Genomic DNA, 13,243 nt, shown 5'->3' with positions numbered 1-13,243 from the left:
CATGGAAGATGAGTCACCCCTCGCAGTTCACCTTGCTCCGCACGCGGCGTTTCTTGCCGTTTTTCATCACGCAGTCCCTGGGCGCGTTCAACGACAACGTGTTCAAGCAATCGCTGATCCTGGCGATTCTCTATCGGCTGACCATCGAGGGCGACCGTTCGATCTGGGTCAATCTGTGTGCGCTGCTGTTTATCTTGCCGTTCTTCCTGTTCTCGGCACTGGCGGGGCAGTTTGGGGAAAAATTCGCCAAGGATGCGTTGATACGTCTGATCAAACTTGGCGAAATCGTCATCATGGCGATCGGCGCGGTGGGTTTTCTGTTCGATCATTTGTGGTTGATGCTGGCGGCGCTGTTCGCCATGGGCACTCAGTCGGCGCTGTTCGGGCCGGTGAAATATTCGATCCTGCCGCAAGCCCTGCGCGAAGACGAATTGGTCGGCGGCAATGGCCTGGTGGAGATGGGCACCTTCCTGGCGATCCTCATCGGCACCATCGGCGCCGGGATCATGATGTCCTCGGCGCATTACGCGCCGGTGGTGGCGACTTCGATTGTCGTTATCGCCGTGCTTGGTTACCTGGCGAGTCGCGGCATTCCGCGGGCGGCGGCGGCCTCGCCGCAGATGCGCCTGAACTGGAACATTTTCAGCCAGTCCTGGGCCACGCTTAAATTGGGCCTGGGACAAACCCCCGCGGTGTCCCGCTCCATTGTCGGCAACTCGTGGTTCTGGTTTGTCGGGGCGATTTATCTGACACAGATCCCGGCCTACGCCAAGGACTGGATGCACGGTGACGAAACCGTGGTGACCTTGATCCTGACGGTGTTCTCGGTGGGGATCGCCCTGGGTTCGATGCTGTGCGAGAAGTTATCCGGGCGTAAAGTCGAAATCGGCCTTGTGCCCTTCGGCTCGTTCGGCCTGACCGTGTTCGGGCTGCTGTTGTGGTGGCATTCCGGTGGAATTCCCGGCAGCGCCGAGGGCTACGGCTGGCTCGAAGTGCTCGGTTTCGGCCACGCCTGGCTGGTGCTGATCGACATCCTCGGGCTCGGTGTCTTTGGTGGTTTCTACATCGTGCCGCTGTACGCACTGATCCAGTCGCGCACCGCCGAGAATGAGCGGGCGCGGGTGATCGCCGCCAACAACATCCTCAACGCGTTATTCATGGTGGTTTCGGCGATTGTCTCCATTGTCCTGCTGGGCCTGCTGGAACTGTCGATTCCCCAGCTGTTCCTGGTGGTGTCGCTGCTGAACATTGGCGTGAACACCTACATCTTCAAAATCGTCCCTGAATTCAGCATGCGTTTCATGATCTGGCTGCTGAGCCATTCCATGTACCGCGTGGAACATCGCAACCTGGATGCGATTCCCGATGAAGGCGCCGCGTTGCTGGTCTGCAACCACGTGTCCTTCGTCGATGCCTTGCTGATCGGCGGCGCGGTGCGTCGGCCGATTCGCTTCGTGATGTACTACAAGATCTACAACCTGCCGGTGCTCAACTTCATCTTTCGCACCGCCGGGACGATTCCGATTGCCGGGCGCCAGGAAGATATCCATATCTACGAAAGCGCCTTTACACGCATCGCTCAATACCTCCAGAACGGCGAGTTGGTGTGCATCTTCCCCGAAGGAAAGTTGACGGCCGATGGTGAGATCAATGAGTTCAAGGGCGGACTGACGCGCATTCTTCAGGAAACACCGGTGCCGGTGATTCCCCTGGCGTTGCAGGGATTGTGGGGCAGTTTCTTCAGTCGTGACCCGAACAAGGGACTGTTTCGCCGGTTGTGGTCGCGGGTGACGTTGGTGGCGGGGCCGGCGGTCGCCGTTGAGGTGGCGGAACCGGCGAAGTTGCAGGCGTTGGTGGGGGATTTGCGCGGGGCTGTCAGGTAGGCTCAAAAACCTTGTGGGGAGCAGCACCTGTGAGAGCAAAGCTTGCTCCCACAGGTCTTCCAGTCCTGCTGACGAACTCAGGTGCTGACCTTAAGTCCGATCAACCCGGCAACGATCAATGCCACACTGGCCAGCCGAACCAGCGCCATGGATTCACCAAACAGAATGATCCCGGCAATCACCGTGCCCACGGCCCCGACACCGGTCCAGATGGCATAGGCCGTGCCCAGGGGCAGTTCCTTCATCGCAAGGCCCAGCAGGCCAAGGCTGATGGCCATGGCCGCAACGGTCAATGCAGTAGGGAGCGGGCGGCTGAAGCCGTCGGTGTACTTCAGGCCGACAGCCCAACCGACTTCGAACAGGCCGGCAAAAAACAGAATGATCCAGGACATCACACACCTCCATCAATGGATGGGGTCGTCCCCGGATTAAGATTGATCGAGTGGCGGGGTCGTCCCCGCGATGGGCGTATAGATTGCCCATTATTGACCACTCGATCAAGTCTGCCTTTCAGTCCGCCGCTTGGCGGGCGAGCAGTTCACGGTCCTGCTTTTCACTCATACGGCGGAAATACGTCGAGAGCAGTGCCCCGGAAATATTGTGCCAGACGCTGAACAGCGCGCTGGGTACCGCCGCCAGCGGCGAGAAATGCGCACTGGCCAAGGCCGCGCCCAAGCCGGAATTCTGCATGCCCACCTCCAGCGACAAAGTCTTGCGCTGGGCCAGGGGCAAACCGAACAGGCGACCGGTGAAGTAACCCAGCAGGTAACCGAAGCTGTTATGCAGCATCACGATGGCCATGATCAGCAGGCCGGATTCGGCGATCTTCGCCTGACTGGCCGCCACGACCGCCGCAACAATGATCACGATGCTCACTACCGAGATCAGCGGCAGCACTTCCACCGCGTGACGAACCCGATCACCCAACAGGCGCTGAGCAACGATGCCCAGCACGATAGGCAGCAGTACGATCTGCAGGATCGACCAGAAAAGCGCCGAGAACGACACCGGCAACCAGGCCGACGCCAGCAGCCAGATCAGCGCAGGCGTCAGCAAAGGCGCGAGCAGGGTGGTGATGGCTGAAAGCGACACGGCCAAAGCCAGGTCTCCGCGGGCCAACCAGGTCATGACGTTGGAGGAGGTGCCGCTCGGGCAGCAACCCACCAGAATCACCCCGACGGCAATCTCCGGTGGCAGGCTGAATACTTGGCAAAGCAACCAGGCCACGCCGGGCATGATTACAAATTGTGCAATCACGCCCAGAACCACCCGCCCTGGATGCCGGCCCACTTCGGCAAAATCTTCCAGCTTGAGCGCCAGGCCCATGCCGAACATCACCAGCCCGAGCAAGGGGACGATGGCGACTTTCAGGTCGACGAACCACTGCGGCAGCAAGAATGCCAGCACGGCAAAAAACAGCACCCAGTAAGCGAAGGTATTGCCGACAAAACGACTCAATGCAGCCAGTGCGCGCATGACCTGATCCTTATTATGTAAGTAGCACCACAAAAACAATGTGGGAGCGAGCCTGCTCGCGATAGCGGAGTATCAGGCAACCTGTCGGTGACTGTCACTCCGCTATCGCGAGCAGGCTCGCTCCCACAAGGGTAATCATTGGGCTGTTAGATCCCCTGAGGCATCTCTTCACCACCCAGGGCCTCGACCAGCGCCGGCAGGAACTCGCCAAACGTCAACATCATCAGCGTGAAGCTGGCGTCCAGTTGGCCGAGGGCCTCGTCGCCGCCGTCCTGTTCCGCCTGGTCCTGCAACAAGTCTTCGAACTTCAGGCGCTTGACCACCATTTTGTCGTCGAGCACGAAAGACAACTTGTCTTGCCAGGCCAGCGACAGTTGGGTCACCACCTTGCCAGTGTTCAAGTGCAGCTGGATTTCGTCGCTGGTCAGGTCCTGGCGCTTGCAACGCACAATGCCGCCATCTTCGTGGGTGTCGCGCAGCTCGCATTCATCCAGCACGAAGAAATCGTCGGCGGCTTTCTGAGTCTTGACCCAGTCGGTCATGATGGCGGTGGGGGCCGTCTTCACTGTCAGTGGCCGCACCGGCAGCGAGCCGAGGACTTCACGCAAGGTAGAGAGCAGGTCTTCGGCGCGTTTCGGGCTGGCGGAGTTGACCAGGATCAGACCCTGTTTCGGTGCGATGGCAGCGAAGGTGGACGAGCGACGAATGAACGCACGAGGCAGAAACGCCTGGATGATTTCATCCTTGAGCTGGTCCCGTTCCTTTTTATAGACCTTGCGCATTTGCTCGGCTTCGATTTCTTCGACCTTTTCTTTCAGGGCATCGCGTACGACACTGCCCGGCAGGATGCGTTCTTCCTTGCGCGCGGCGATCAGCAGGAAATCCTGGCTGATGTGCACCAGAGGCGCGTCTTCGCCTTTGCCGAACGGCGCTACGAAACCGTAAGTGGTCAACTCCTGGCTTGCACATGGACGCGCCAGTTTACTGGCCAGTGCAGTTTCCAACGCCTCGGCATCAAAAGGCAGATCTTGGGTCAGGCGATAGATAAGCAGGTTTTTGAACCACATGGGGTGAGTCTCTCCTTTATACAAAGGGGGGCATTATTCTCTTCGCGGGGCCATAGGCCAACCCTTCGCTAAGCCTTTGGAAGGCCTGAAAAAATTAAAGTAAAAAGTGCTTGCCAGCTTTGAGGACGCTCCGTAGAATGCGCGCCACACCGAAAGCGAAGGGTGATTAGCTCAGCTGGGAGAGCGTCTGCCTTACAAGCAGAATGTCGGCGGTTCGATCCCGTCATCACCCACCATTCGCTCCAAGTGTTACGCGCAGCGGTAGTTCAGTCGGTTAGAATACCGGCCTGTCACGCCGGGGGTCGCGGGTTCGAGTCCCGTCCGCTGCGCCATATTCGGTAATCTGGAACACTGAACGCCAGATCACCACAGAAAGCCCGCTAACGCGGGCTTTTTGCTGTTTGCAGTTCCTGCGGTGCGCGCCAATCACATTTTTTTTGCTGAATAGTTAATTAAATCAGCACGTTACGAAAATTTGTGAGAGAATGCGCCCCGCATCGAAAGTGAAGGGTGATTAGCTCAGCTGGGAGAGCGTCTGCCTTACAAGCAGAATGTCGGCGGTTCGATCCCGTCATCACCCACCAAGCTTTCAACGCTACGCGCAGCGGTAGTTCAGTCGGTTAGAATACCGGCCTGTCACGCCGGGGGTCGCGGGTTCGAGTCCCGTCCGCTGCGCCATCTTCGGCAACCTGGAACACTGAACGCCAGGTTGCCATTAAAAAGCCCGCTCATTGAGCGGGCTTTTTGCTGTCTGGTGTTTACCGGTTAGCTACTGTTCGGCATTACGCCGATGACGGTAATCGCTGACCGCCTCGTACACGGCTTTGCGCAAGCGGTTGATGCCGCCGATGGGGCGGTGGGCTTCGATGCCGAACCACGGGTTGAAGGACTGGTTGTCGCAGGCCAGGTTCAGCTTGGGCGTATCGAAATCCTGGGCCGGCACGGTGATGCGCGCCACCGTCTCGAACGGTGCGTCACTTTCTCGCCATTCAATACTGGTGTCTTCGATCGGCATGTATTTGCTCGGGTCCTGGCGCTGGATCTGCAGGACAAAACACGCCGGTATCCGGTCTGTGGATAACTGTTGCGTCAGTGCGCTTCGCAAGAAATTCGGCAGTGCCTGGTTTTGTGCGGGCAGGGTGTAGCTCGGGCAGCTATCCGGGTCGGGCGCTACGCGAAATTTCGCGTTGGCCTCGCCAAACTTATAGGGCGATACCGAAAAATACGTGGTCTGGGTGGGGCTGGGTGGGGCTGGTGAAAGTGTTTCCAGAGCGATGAACAGGTGACGGATTTGCCAGCTGCGCGGATCCAGGCTTGGGAAGAACGCCATCGCTTTTTTTCCATCGGCCTGGGCGGCCACATTCTGACGATATTCGGCGACATCGCTGACGAAGAAGTTCGGATGATTGAACATCACAAAATCCTGTTCACCTTGTGACTGGCGGTCCCCCAGCAGTTGTTTGCCCGGCACGTCCAGCAGTTTGATCGCCATTCCTCGCGCATCGCGCAGGCTGTCGAACTGCGGGTAGGCGTTGCCGTTGGACAAGCGCATCGTCGCTTGCCAGACCTTCCCCGGCTCGGCAAATACACCCTGGCGCAACGGTGCTGGCAGATCGTCCGGCACCTGCACTTGCGCCATGACGCAGCCGTGGGCCTTGGCATGGGCATCGCGCAGGTAGCGCGTGCCTTCGCGGTGCTGATCGACGATACGGATGGCGGTCTGGATGATGTCCTGGGTCATGGCCGCTTCGCCGGGTGGAATCTGCTCTTTATCCGAGACCGGTCCGCTGTGTTGCCAGGCGAACCAGGCCGTGGCCAGCGCCCAACCGAGTAGACCGATGCCCAGCAACCACAGGAGCGTCTTGCCCAAAAAGGCGCCGAGGCGCAGCCAGAGCGTAATCAGCATGGGTCAATCCTTTTGCTTGAAGGTTTCATCATCACAGTTGCGATTCCAATGGCCCGCCCAGCACCTTGAGGTACTCCAGCAACGCCCAGCGCTCCTGTGGCTGCAGCAGCCGACCAATCACGCCATTGCCCCGCTCACCGGCGCGAAACTCATGGCCACTGTTGTGGTTGCCGGTGATGCGGGTGTCGAACAAAAAGCCATTCGTGAAGGCTTCTGTGCGATAGCCCAGGTGCCGTGGGTCGTATTCGAAGCTGCCTTTGTAGAAGGTGATCGCCCGTTCGTCCTGAGGAGACAGCAACTGATAGATCGTCGGCACCGAGCCGTTATGCAGGAAGGGCGGCGTGGCCCAGACGCCAGCCAGGGGCCGGGCTTTGTAGGCGCGCAGTTCGCGTACGCCGATGGGCAGGCCAAAACCATCCAGCGCCGGGCGCTCCAGTGGTGTGACGCCTGCGTCACGGTAAGCCCGTTCTTCCACGAACGCGGTCACGTAGGCCAGGCCTTTAGCGACTGAAACCTGGCTCAAATCCAGCGGCGTCGTCGGGGTCGGATGCAGTTGCACGTCCAGCTTTGCCAGTTCGGCCGGGTCCCATTGCAGGCTGGTCAGGTCGAAGCGGTGGTCGGCAATGTTGTTGGCGGTGCCTGGGTCGGTGCCGATCACCTTCACCGGCAACATCTTCAGCTGCTGGACGGGCCTGTCAGGACCTTGAACAACTTTAGGCACGTGGCAGCCGGCACAGTTTTCGGCGAACAGCGCCCGGCCCTGTGCGGCCAACGGCCTATCGATAGGCCCAAGCAGCTCCTGAGGCCACTGCGGGGCCTTGAGCAACTGCAGGGTTTCTTCAATCTTGTGCAGATCGCGAACGCGCACGCTGGAGGGGTATCGCGCATCACCTTGCAATGGTTTGCCCTGGGCGTCGAAGAAATTCAAGGTGGCGCCGACACCCAACGCTTCGCCGACGTTGCGCGCCATCGGTTGCTGGGCCGAACCGTTCCACTGTACCCAGTCGAATGTCCAAATGTCCCACAACTGCGGGTAATCCACAGGTGCGTTGGCGACGCGGTAATTCTCGGCCGAGATAGCATCGCCGAAGCTGGCATTGGCAATACGCCCAAAGGCATCTGTACGGCCAGGCCCTTCTTCAGTGGGGTAGAGGCCGCGGTGAGTGTCGTTCCAGGCCACGCGCAAGAAGATGTCCAGGGAGGCTTTGAATGATTGGCGCAGCTGTTCATGGCGGGCGTCGTAGTCCTGCCCCAGGACTTGGCGGGCAAAGCGTTCGAATTTCCAGGGGTTGTAGTAGGTCGAGGCCAGACTGGCGACCAAGGCCTGTCCGAAACTGCCACCGCGTAATGTGGGAACGCTGGAAGGCAGGACGTGCTGGGCCGAGCCACCATCGATCCGTATCGCCTGGCCCTTGAAGTGCAACTCACCGGTATGACAGGCGGCGCAGGTGATATCCAGGAACTGGTCGGCGCTGCCCGGATTCTGGTGGCGGGTGAAACCTACGGGCAGATTGCCAGGATTGTCCGCCGACGGTTTCTGCGCCGGGTCCACCAGAAAGCCGAATCGGGCCAGGTATTCAGGCGAAGCAAAGCGCTGCTGCGAGAACGGCAATTCGAGGGCGGTGAACCAGTCATAGCGCAGGCCTTTGACTTGAGTACCCTGGGGCGTGAAATAGTACGTCTGGCGTTCGGCGGCGCTCCATTGATCCAGATAATGCACCTTTTCGACCGGGGTATAGACCGGCAGGCGAGGGTTAGCCACGTAATAAAGCACCACGGCCACGGCGACGACGAGCAGCACGAGGAGCAACAAGAGAAGGCGAGATAGCAGGCGCACGGTAACGTCCTTGTTTTTTTGATATGCCCTTATGCCTCAGTGCCGCGTGGCCGGCAAGTGGCCATTACCGGCGGCGCTACGGGGAGTGGCCATTTGTCCCTGTAGGTAATAGGTGACAGATGCTTCATCCGCCCTGCATTAAAAAGCGTTTGTGGTCGTGAACTTATCAGTGCTTTGCTGCTCACATGCCGGTAGCCATTGGTCGTGGCCGCCTGATAAGCTCGCGGCTTTACTCGATTGCCCTTATGGCGCATGAACAAGGAAATAGCATGAAACAGCATCGGTTGGCGGCGGCGGTGGCCCTGGTTGGCCTGGTACTCGCGGGTTGCGACTCGCAGACCAGCGTAGAGCTGAAAACCCCGGCGCAGAAAGCTTCCTACGGTATTGGCCTGAACATGGGCAAAAGCCTCGCTCAGGAAGGTATGGATGACCTGGACTCCAAAGCAGTCGCCCAGGGCATCGAAGATGCCGTCGGCAAGAAAGAACAGAAGCTGAAAGACGAAGAACTGGTCGAAGCCTTTGCCGCACTGCAAAAACGTGCCGAAGAGCGCATGGCCAAAATGAGTGAAGAGTCGGCAGCCGCCGGCAAGAAATTCCTCGAGGAAAACGGCAAGAAGGAAGGGGTTACTACCACCGCTTCCGGTTTGCAGTACGAAGTGATCAAGAAAGCCGACGGCCCGCAGCCTAAGCCGACCGACGTCGTGACTGTTCACTACACCGGTAAGCTGACCGACGGTAAGGTATTCGACAGCTCCGTCGAGCGTGGCAGCCCGATTGATCTGCCGGTCAGCGGTGTGATCCCGGGTTGGGTCGAAGGCCTGCAACTGATGCATGTCGGCGAGAAGTACAAGCTGTACATCCCAAGCGACCTGGCCTACGGCGCCCAAAGCCCGAGCCCGGCCATCCCCGCCAACTCGGTTCTGGTATTTGACCTGGAACTGCTGGCGATCAAGGATCCGGCAAAAGAAGAAGCAGCCAAGTAACCGCGGCTGTTATAACGACAACGCCTCGCTTATGCGGGGCGTTGTCGCATCCGGGCTTTGGTAAACAGCAAAAAACCGAACGCTCGGCACGGGTTATAGTCATAGGCAATACAGACGCTGTGCTAGACCCAGTCGGGCCGTCAAGTCAATGAAATATTGGGTTTTTTTATGTGAGTAAAAAACGCCCGATTTGACTGAGAGCCTTATTTAACGGGGGCTTCAGCGCGCAAATGCAGCTCTGTTCACAAGGTTATCCACAATTTGTGTGGATAACATTTCAGTGGGAGAAAACATGAAGGCTCCGTGGAATTTTGCACGTTTTCTGCCCTTGGCAGGACGACTGCTGGCCCGCGGTCGATTGCCGACGTTGTTGTTTGCCGTCGCCAGCAAAGGCGCCCGGGAAGGCGGACGGTTAGGCAAGCTAAAGGAGGATCTGCGTTTGCTGCAGGCCCTGTGCCTGGCCTATTGGCGTGGCGAGTATCGGGCCGTCAGCGCCAAATCGCTGCTTTCTATCGTCGCCGGACTGATGTACTTCCTCAGCCCCCTGGACGCGATTCCGGATTTTCTGCCCATGTTCGGCATGTTTGACGATATCGCCGTGCTGGCGTGGATCATGAAGACCCTCGACGGTGAACTCGAAGCCTTCCGCGCCTGGCGCTATCGGCAATCCCCCGAAAAGCTCGCTCGAGTCGAGCGGCTTCCCGACACCCCGGAGCAGCTCCAGCTCCAAGGCCAGAAAAAACACTGATCCGGTTCTGTTTGCCTTCTGAGATTGATCGCCCCGCGACCTTAGCCGCTATTAGGATTACACTTCCAAGGAAAAAGCTGACTCGCTAAGTGTTGTTGTCCTACGGGGTAGACATGGATATTCAAATAATCACACGCGACGGAGAGCCCGAATACGCGGTTTTACCGTGGGAGCAGTACCAGTCGCTATTGAAGGCAGCCGGCATCAATCAAGCACCGCCGCAGGACGCCACAGTCCGTGATGCGGCGGCACCCGGTCAGGTTCTTCCTGGTCTGGATCAACTCCGCAGTTTGCGCGAAGGGAAGGGCATCGCCATTGAGGCGTTGGCCCGCACAGTAGGTATAAGCCCGTCTTATCTGGCCATGATCGAAAGTGGCGAGCGTCAGCCCGATGCCGCGATTCGGCGCAGTCTGGCCTGGGAGTTGGCGGTGCCGGGTTGGAGGGATCAATTGTGAGCGTTCGTATCAGTCGGCAGCATTGGGATGGGTTGTTGGGTGAGTTGGATCAGGCGCGCCGCCAGCGCCATTTGTTGACGTATCGGGCCTTGCTGGAGCGCTTGCAGCTTCCCAGTCCGGCCATGCAGACCTTGACTGCGGCCCTTGAACACTTAGCGGCGCTGGATGCCCGGGCTGAACAGCCGCTGCGAAGTTCGCTGGTCATCAGTCAGGGGGCCAGCCGGTTGCCGCGTACCGGCTTCTTCGAGTGCGTTGAGCGTCTCGGGCGCTTTTCCGGGCCTTCCGATGGCGTGGCCGCCGCTTCCTGGCACGCCTCGGAAGTGGTCCGGGTATTCGAATACGAGTACCCCGAATCAGCGGAGGCCTGAATGCTCTGGCGTATCAAGGCGCGGGCCGGCTACTGGCTGGCGCGGCGGTTGTTTCATTGGTCCTGGTTCGTTCGCCAGCCCCGTGGCTGGTCTTGGCTCGAGGGGCAGTTCTCGCGCATGGCAAATCTGGGCGATGTCGGTGCGCAAAGTTTCTACGGGCATATTCTGACATTTCGCGGCCAGGGGCTGGGTGCCCGGGAAGAGGGCGTTCGCCTGTTGCGGTTGGCGGCGCTGGCGGGTGACGGCAAGGCCGCCTATCAGGTCGGAGTGATCAGCCTCGCCGGTTCCGCCAGCAAGGCGCCGGACCCGATAGAGGCGGCGCGCTGGTGGGGGTTGGCGGCGAAAGCCGGGCATCCGTTGGCTGAGATCAAGCTCCAGGCGCTCGAAGGTCACGACCAGTAGTTTTATCCACAGGCATTTTTGGAAACATTTTTCCTTTCGGTCGGTTGTTCGTTTGTCGTGTAGGGCTATTTAGCGAATCGCCCTACGTTCACCGCCTCCTTCCCTGACTTATTTCCCCAGCCATCCCCGGCAAAGTCTCGCGCTCCCTGAGTGCTGCGAGACGTTTGCCCATGTTCGACCGTTTTTTCCTGCTGATTCTTGATCGAGCCGTGTCCTGATGGATCAGGTGAGCCGTATCGAGCAGGAACTCGACAGCCTCAAAGACACCCTGACGCTCTACCGCGAGCAGCTAGACCGCTTGTATAGCCAGACGGCGGACCGGGCCAGTCATGTGGCCGATTTGCCTTCGCTGATGGGCATGGAGCGGCTGATTCGCTTCGGCGATAGCACCACCGTCGTCAGCGCTGGCGACGATGATTTCCTCTCCACCGTCGTCCAGTGCCCTCAGGGCGGGGTGATGACCATCGAGAGTAAGTTCGAGTCGGTGTACGACATTCCGCTGGGCGACATCGTGGTGGATGTGGTGGACGTGGACAGCGGCGAGGTCAAACCGGTCACCCTGGATGCCCAGGGCCTGGGGATCTTCAAAGGGACGGCGGGTAAGACCTATCGGGTTCATGTCCAGGGCGAAGTGTCCCCCAAGCAAATCGCCGATCTGTTTTCTTCCTACGATGGCTTGAGCAAGGATCTGACGGACTGGTTACGCGGCGAGTGGCAGGGGTTCAAGCCGCAATGGACGCAACAATCCTTGGCGACCTCGGCGGCTGCGGTGGGCAACGGTTTGCTCGCTGGCAGTTGGAAGGCGATCGAGGGAGTGTGGGACAGCATCAGTCTGCTGTCGGACATTCTCAAGGATCCCGGCGCGTTTGCTGATCGGTTGGGCGAGAGCGCGGATCAGCTAAAAAAACTGGCGGAAGAAGCGCCATTGCTCATGGCCAAGCTGCAACTGCTGGCCAGTGACGAAGCCGCCTTGTGCTTGCTATTGCGCACCGCCAGCCTCTGGCTGGAGATGCTGCCACCCAGTGAGATGGCGGGCGAATCCGCCGAAGCTCTGTCGGCGGCGGTGGTGACGCTGCTGATCGATTTGTTGATCGGTGTAGTGCTGACCTTCGCCGGGGCGGGAGCTGGTATTGCTTACTTGTCGCTGCGTCTGGGCAAGCTTGGCGCGGGTTTGCTGAGTGCTGCCCAGCGGTTCGTCAGCGCTATCTTTGCGGTGGTCAACGGTTTCATGGCCTACGTAGATCGCTACAAAACCGTGGCGGTGCGGGGTGTAGCGGCGGGAATAAAGAAAGGCCGGATGCAACTGCGCTGGGACGCGCAGCGCAATACCACACTGAAAAAAGACGCACCCCACGACGACGCCCCGGCGCAATCGAAAAACCCCAACGGCGACAGCGCCGACACCGCAGCCCTGACCCAAACCAGCGGCTGCCCGGTGTCGATGGTCACCGGCGAGGAGCTGCTGACCCTGGACGACGGCACCCTCGATGGCTGCTTGCCGTTTGTCTTCACCCGCTTGTACCGCACCAGCGCGGTGGACCTGGACGTCGGCCTGGGCCGTGGCTGGAGCCATGCCCTGGCGCACCGCTTGTTGCTTGAGGGCGAGCAGGTCATCTGGATCGATCAGGAAAACCGACGCACCGCGTTTCCCCTGCCCAACGCCCAGCGCCCAGCGATCCACAACAGCCTGGCCCGTGCAGCCATTTACCTCGGGGCCGAGCCGGACGAACTGATCATCGCCCAACCCGGCGAAGGTGCACCTTTCCTACACTTTCGCGACGGCCATCTGACCGCCCTCAGCGACCGCTACGCCAACCGCCTGACGCTGCAGCGCAACATCCATGGCGACATCAGCCGCCTGGACAACGGTGCCGGGCGCTCCCTGCGCTTGCGTTACGAACAGCGCCACCTGATCGGCATCGACTACCAGAGCTTTCACCCGGCCCTGACCCTGGACGAAGCCTGGCGCACCGAACAAACGCTGGTTTCCTACCGCTATGACGGCCGTTTCCGGCTGATCGAAGCGACCAACGCCGCCGGCGAAAGCGAACGCTACGACTACGACGACCAGCACGTCATCCTCCAGCGGCAACTGGCCGGCGGCGCGAGTTTTTTCTG

Annotated in this window: 12 protein-coding genes and 4 tRNA genes; 11 read left to right on the top strand and 5 right to left on the bottom strand. The window is 59.6% G+C overall.

The window, feature by feature from the left end; translation table 11 throughout:
- Positions 1-8: 8 nt before the first annotated feature.
- The gene (locus tag BM132_RS17190) at positions 9-1,883 is read left to right on the top strand and encodes an MFS transporter (RefSeq protein ID WP_092457161.1); all 1,875 of its coding nucleotides are present in this window, start codon (positions 9-11) and stop codon (positions 1,881-1,883) included.
- A gap of 77 nt (positions 1,884-1,960) precedes the next feature.
- Here the strand turns inward: BM132_RS17190 and sugE are convergent, their stop codons facing one another.
- The 3 genes from sugE to rdgC form a co-directional block, all read right to left on the bottom strand.
- The gene (gene sugE, locus BM132_RS17185) at positions 1,961-2,275 is read right to left on the bottom strand and encodes a quaternary ammonium compound efflux SMR transporter SugE (protein ID WP_092457158.1); all 315 of its coding nucleotides are present in this window, start codon (positions 2,273-2,275) and stop codon (positions 1,961-1,963) included.
- A 118-nt stretch (positions 2,276-2,393) separates the two neighbouring features.
- Positions 2,394-3,359, bottom strand: coding sequence for a bile acid:sodium symporter family protein (locus tag BM132_RS17180; RefSeq protein WP_092402804.1), 966 nt, complete (start codon positions 3,357-3,359; stop codon positions 2,394-2,396).
- A 146-nt stretch (positions 3,360-3,505) separates the two neighbouring features.
- Complete coding sequence (rdgC, locus tag BM132_RS17175; RefSeq protein ID WP_047228694.1) at positions 3,506-4,426, bottom strand: recombination-associated protein RdgC; 921 nt, start codon at positions 4,424-4,426, stop codon at positions 3,506-3,508.
- 160 nt (positions 4,427-4,586) lie between these two features.
- Between rdgC and BM132_RS17170 the strand changes: the two genes are divergently transcribed.
- The 4 genes from BM132_RS17170 (at position 4,587) to BM132_RS17155 (ending at position 5,104) form a co-directional block, all read left to right on the top strand.
- Positions 4,587-4,662, top strand: a tRNA-Val gene (locus BM132_RS17170).
- 19 nt (positions 4,663-4,681) lie between these two features.
- Positions 4,682-4,758 (top strand) — tRNA-Asp (locus BM132_RS17165).
- A 176-nt stretch (positions 4,759-4,934) separates the two neighbouring features.
- Positions 4,935-5,010: transfer RNA gene (locus tag BM132_RS17160), tRNA-Val, on the top strand.
- A gap of 17 nt (positions 5,011-5,027) precedes the next feature.
- Positions 5,028-5,104: transfer RNA gene (locus BM132_RS17155), tRNA-Asp, on the top strand.
- 91 nt (positions 5,105-5,195) lie between these two features.
- Here BM132_RS17155 and BM132_RS17150 read toward each other — a convergent pair.
- Together BM132_RS17150 and BM132_RS17145 are read right to left on the bottom strand one after the other, a co-directional pair.
- Complete coding sequence (locus tag BM132_RS17150) at positions 5,196-6,332, bottom strand: catalase family protein (protein ID WP_092457155.1); 1,137 nt, start codon at positions 6,330-6,332, stop codon at positions 5,196-5,198.
- A 31-nt stretch (positions 6,333-6,363) separates the two neighbouring features.
- Positions 6,364-8,169 carry a di-heme-cytochrome C peroxidase gene (locus BM132_RS17145; protein ID WP_092457152.1) on the bottom strand — a complete coding sequence of 602 codons (1,806 nt, stop codon included), beginning with the start codon at positions 8,167-8,169 and terminating at the stop codon, positions 6,364-6,366.
- A gap of 269 nt (positions 8,170-8,438) precedes the next feature.
- Here BM132_RS17145 and BM132_RS17140 point away from each other — a divergent pair, with 269 nt between their 5' ends.
- From BM132_RS17140 to BM132_RS17115, 6 genes are all read left to right on the top strand, one after another.
- On the top strand, positions 8,439-9,152 hold the full coding sequence (locus tag BM132_RS17140) for a BamJ family beta-barrel-assembly machinery protein (RefSeq protein WP_092457149.1): 714 nt from the start codon (positions 8,439-8,441) through the stop codon (positions 9,150-9,152).
- A 292-nt stretch (positions 9,153-9,444) separates the two neighbouring features.
- Positions 9,445-9,900: a YkvA family protein gene (locus BM132_RS17135; RefSeq protein WP_092457146.1), complete on the top strand. Its 456-nt coding sequence runs from the start codon at positions 9,445-9,447 to the stop codon at positions 9,898-9,900.
- A gap of 113 nt (positions 9,901-10,013) precedes the next feature.
- Positions 10,014-10,355 (top strand): helix-turn-helix domain-containing protein, encoded by a 342-nt coding sequence (locus BM132_RS17130; protein ID WP_092457618.1) that lies wholly within the window; start codon positions 10,014-10,016, stop codon positions 10,353-10,355.
- A complete protein-coding gene (locus BM132_RS17125; RefSeq protein WP_003179080.1) occupies positions 10,352-10,723 on the top strand; it encodes a hypothetical protein in 372 nt (123 codons plus the stop codon). Before BM132_RS17130 ends, BM132_RS17125 begins: the two co-directional genes overlap by 4 nt.
- Positions 10,724-11,125: an SEL1-like repeat protein gene (locus tag BM132_RS17120; RefSeq protein WP_092457143.1), complete on the top strand. Its 402-nt coding sequence runs from the start codon at positions 10,724-10,726 to the stop codon at positions 11,123-11,125.
- A 217-nt stretch (positions 11,126-11,342) separates the two neighbouring features.
- On the top strand, positions 11,343-13,243 hold a 1,901-nt coding region (locus BM132_RS17115; RefSeq protein WP_256244275.1), incomplete at its 3' end, for a DUF6531 domain-containing protein.

Origin of the sequence: Pseudomonas sp. NFACC45 (assembly GCF_900113505.1) — a bacterium.
In the GTDB taxonomy this organism is placed as follows: Bacteria; Pseudomonadota; Gammaproteobacteria; order Pseudomonadales; family Pseudomonadaceae; genus Aquipseudomonas; species Aquipseudomonas tehranensis.
This window is presented reverse-complemented; position numbering and strand designations above follow the sequence as displayed.

Excerpts from the sequence above, each read along its gene's own strand:
- BM132_RS17135 (WP_092457146.1), top strand. The coding sequence starts at position 9,445 with ATGAAGGCTCCGTGGAATTTTGCACGTTTTCTGCCCTTGGCAGGACGA.
- BM132_RS17180 (WP_092402804.1), bottom strand. The coding sequence starts at position 3,359 with ATGCGCGCACTGGCTGCATTGAGTCGTTTTGTCGGCAATACCTTCGCT.
- BM132_RS17150 (WP_092457155.1), bottom strand. The coding sequence starts at position 6,332 with ATGCTGATTACGCTCTGGCTGCGCCTCGGCGCCTTTTTGGGCAAGACG.
- BM132_RS17120 (WP_092457143.1), top strand. The coding sequence starts at position 10,724 with ATGCTCTGGCGTATCAAGGCGCGGGCCGGCTACTGGCTGGCGCGGCGG.
- BM132_RS17130 (WP_092457618.1), top strand. The coding sequence starts at position 10,014 with ATGGATATTCAAATAATCACACGCGACGGAGAGCCCGAATACGCGGTT.
- rdgC (WP_047228694.1), bottom strand. The coding sequence starts at position 4,426 with ATGTGGTTCAAAAACCTGCTTATCTATCGCCTGACCCAAGATCTGCCT.
- BM132_RS17190 (WP_092457161.1), top strand. The coding sequence starts at position 9 with ATGAGTCACCCCTCGCAGTTCACCTTGCTCCGCACGCGGCGTTTCTTG.
- BM132_RS17140 (WP_092457149.1), top strand. The coding sequence starts at position 8,439 with ATGAAACAGCATCGGTTGGCGGCGGCGGTGGCCCTGGTTGGCCTGGTA.
- sugE (WP_092457158.1), bottom strand. The coding sequence starts at position 2,275 with ATGTCCTGGATCATTCTGTTTTTTGCCGGCCTGTTCGAAGTCGGTTGG.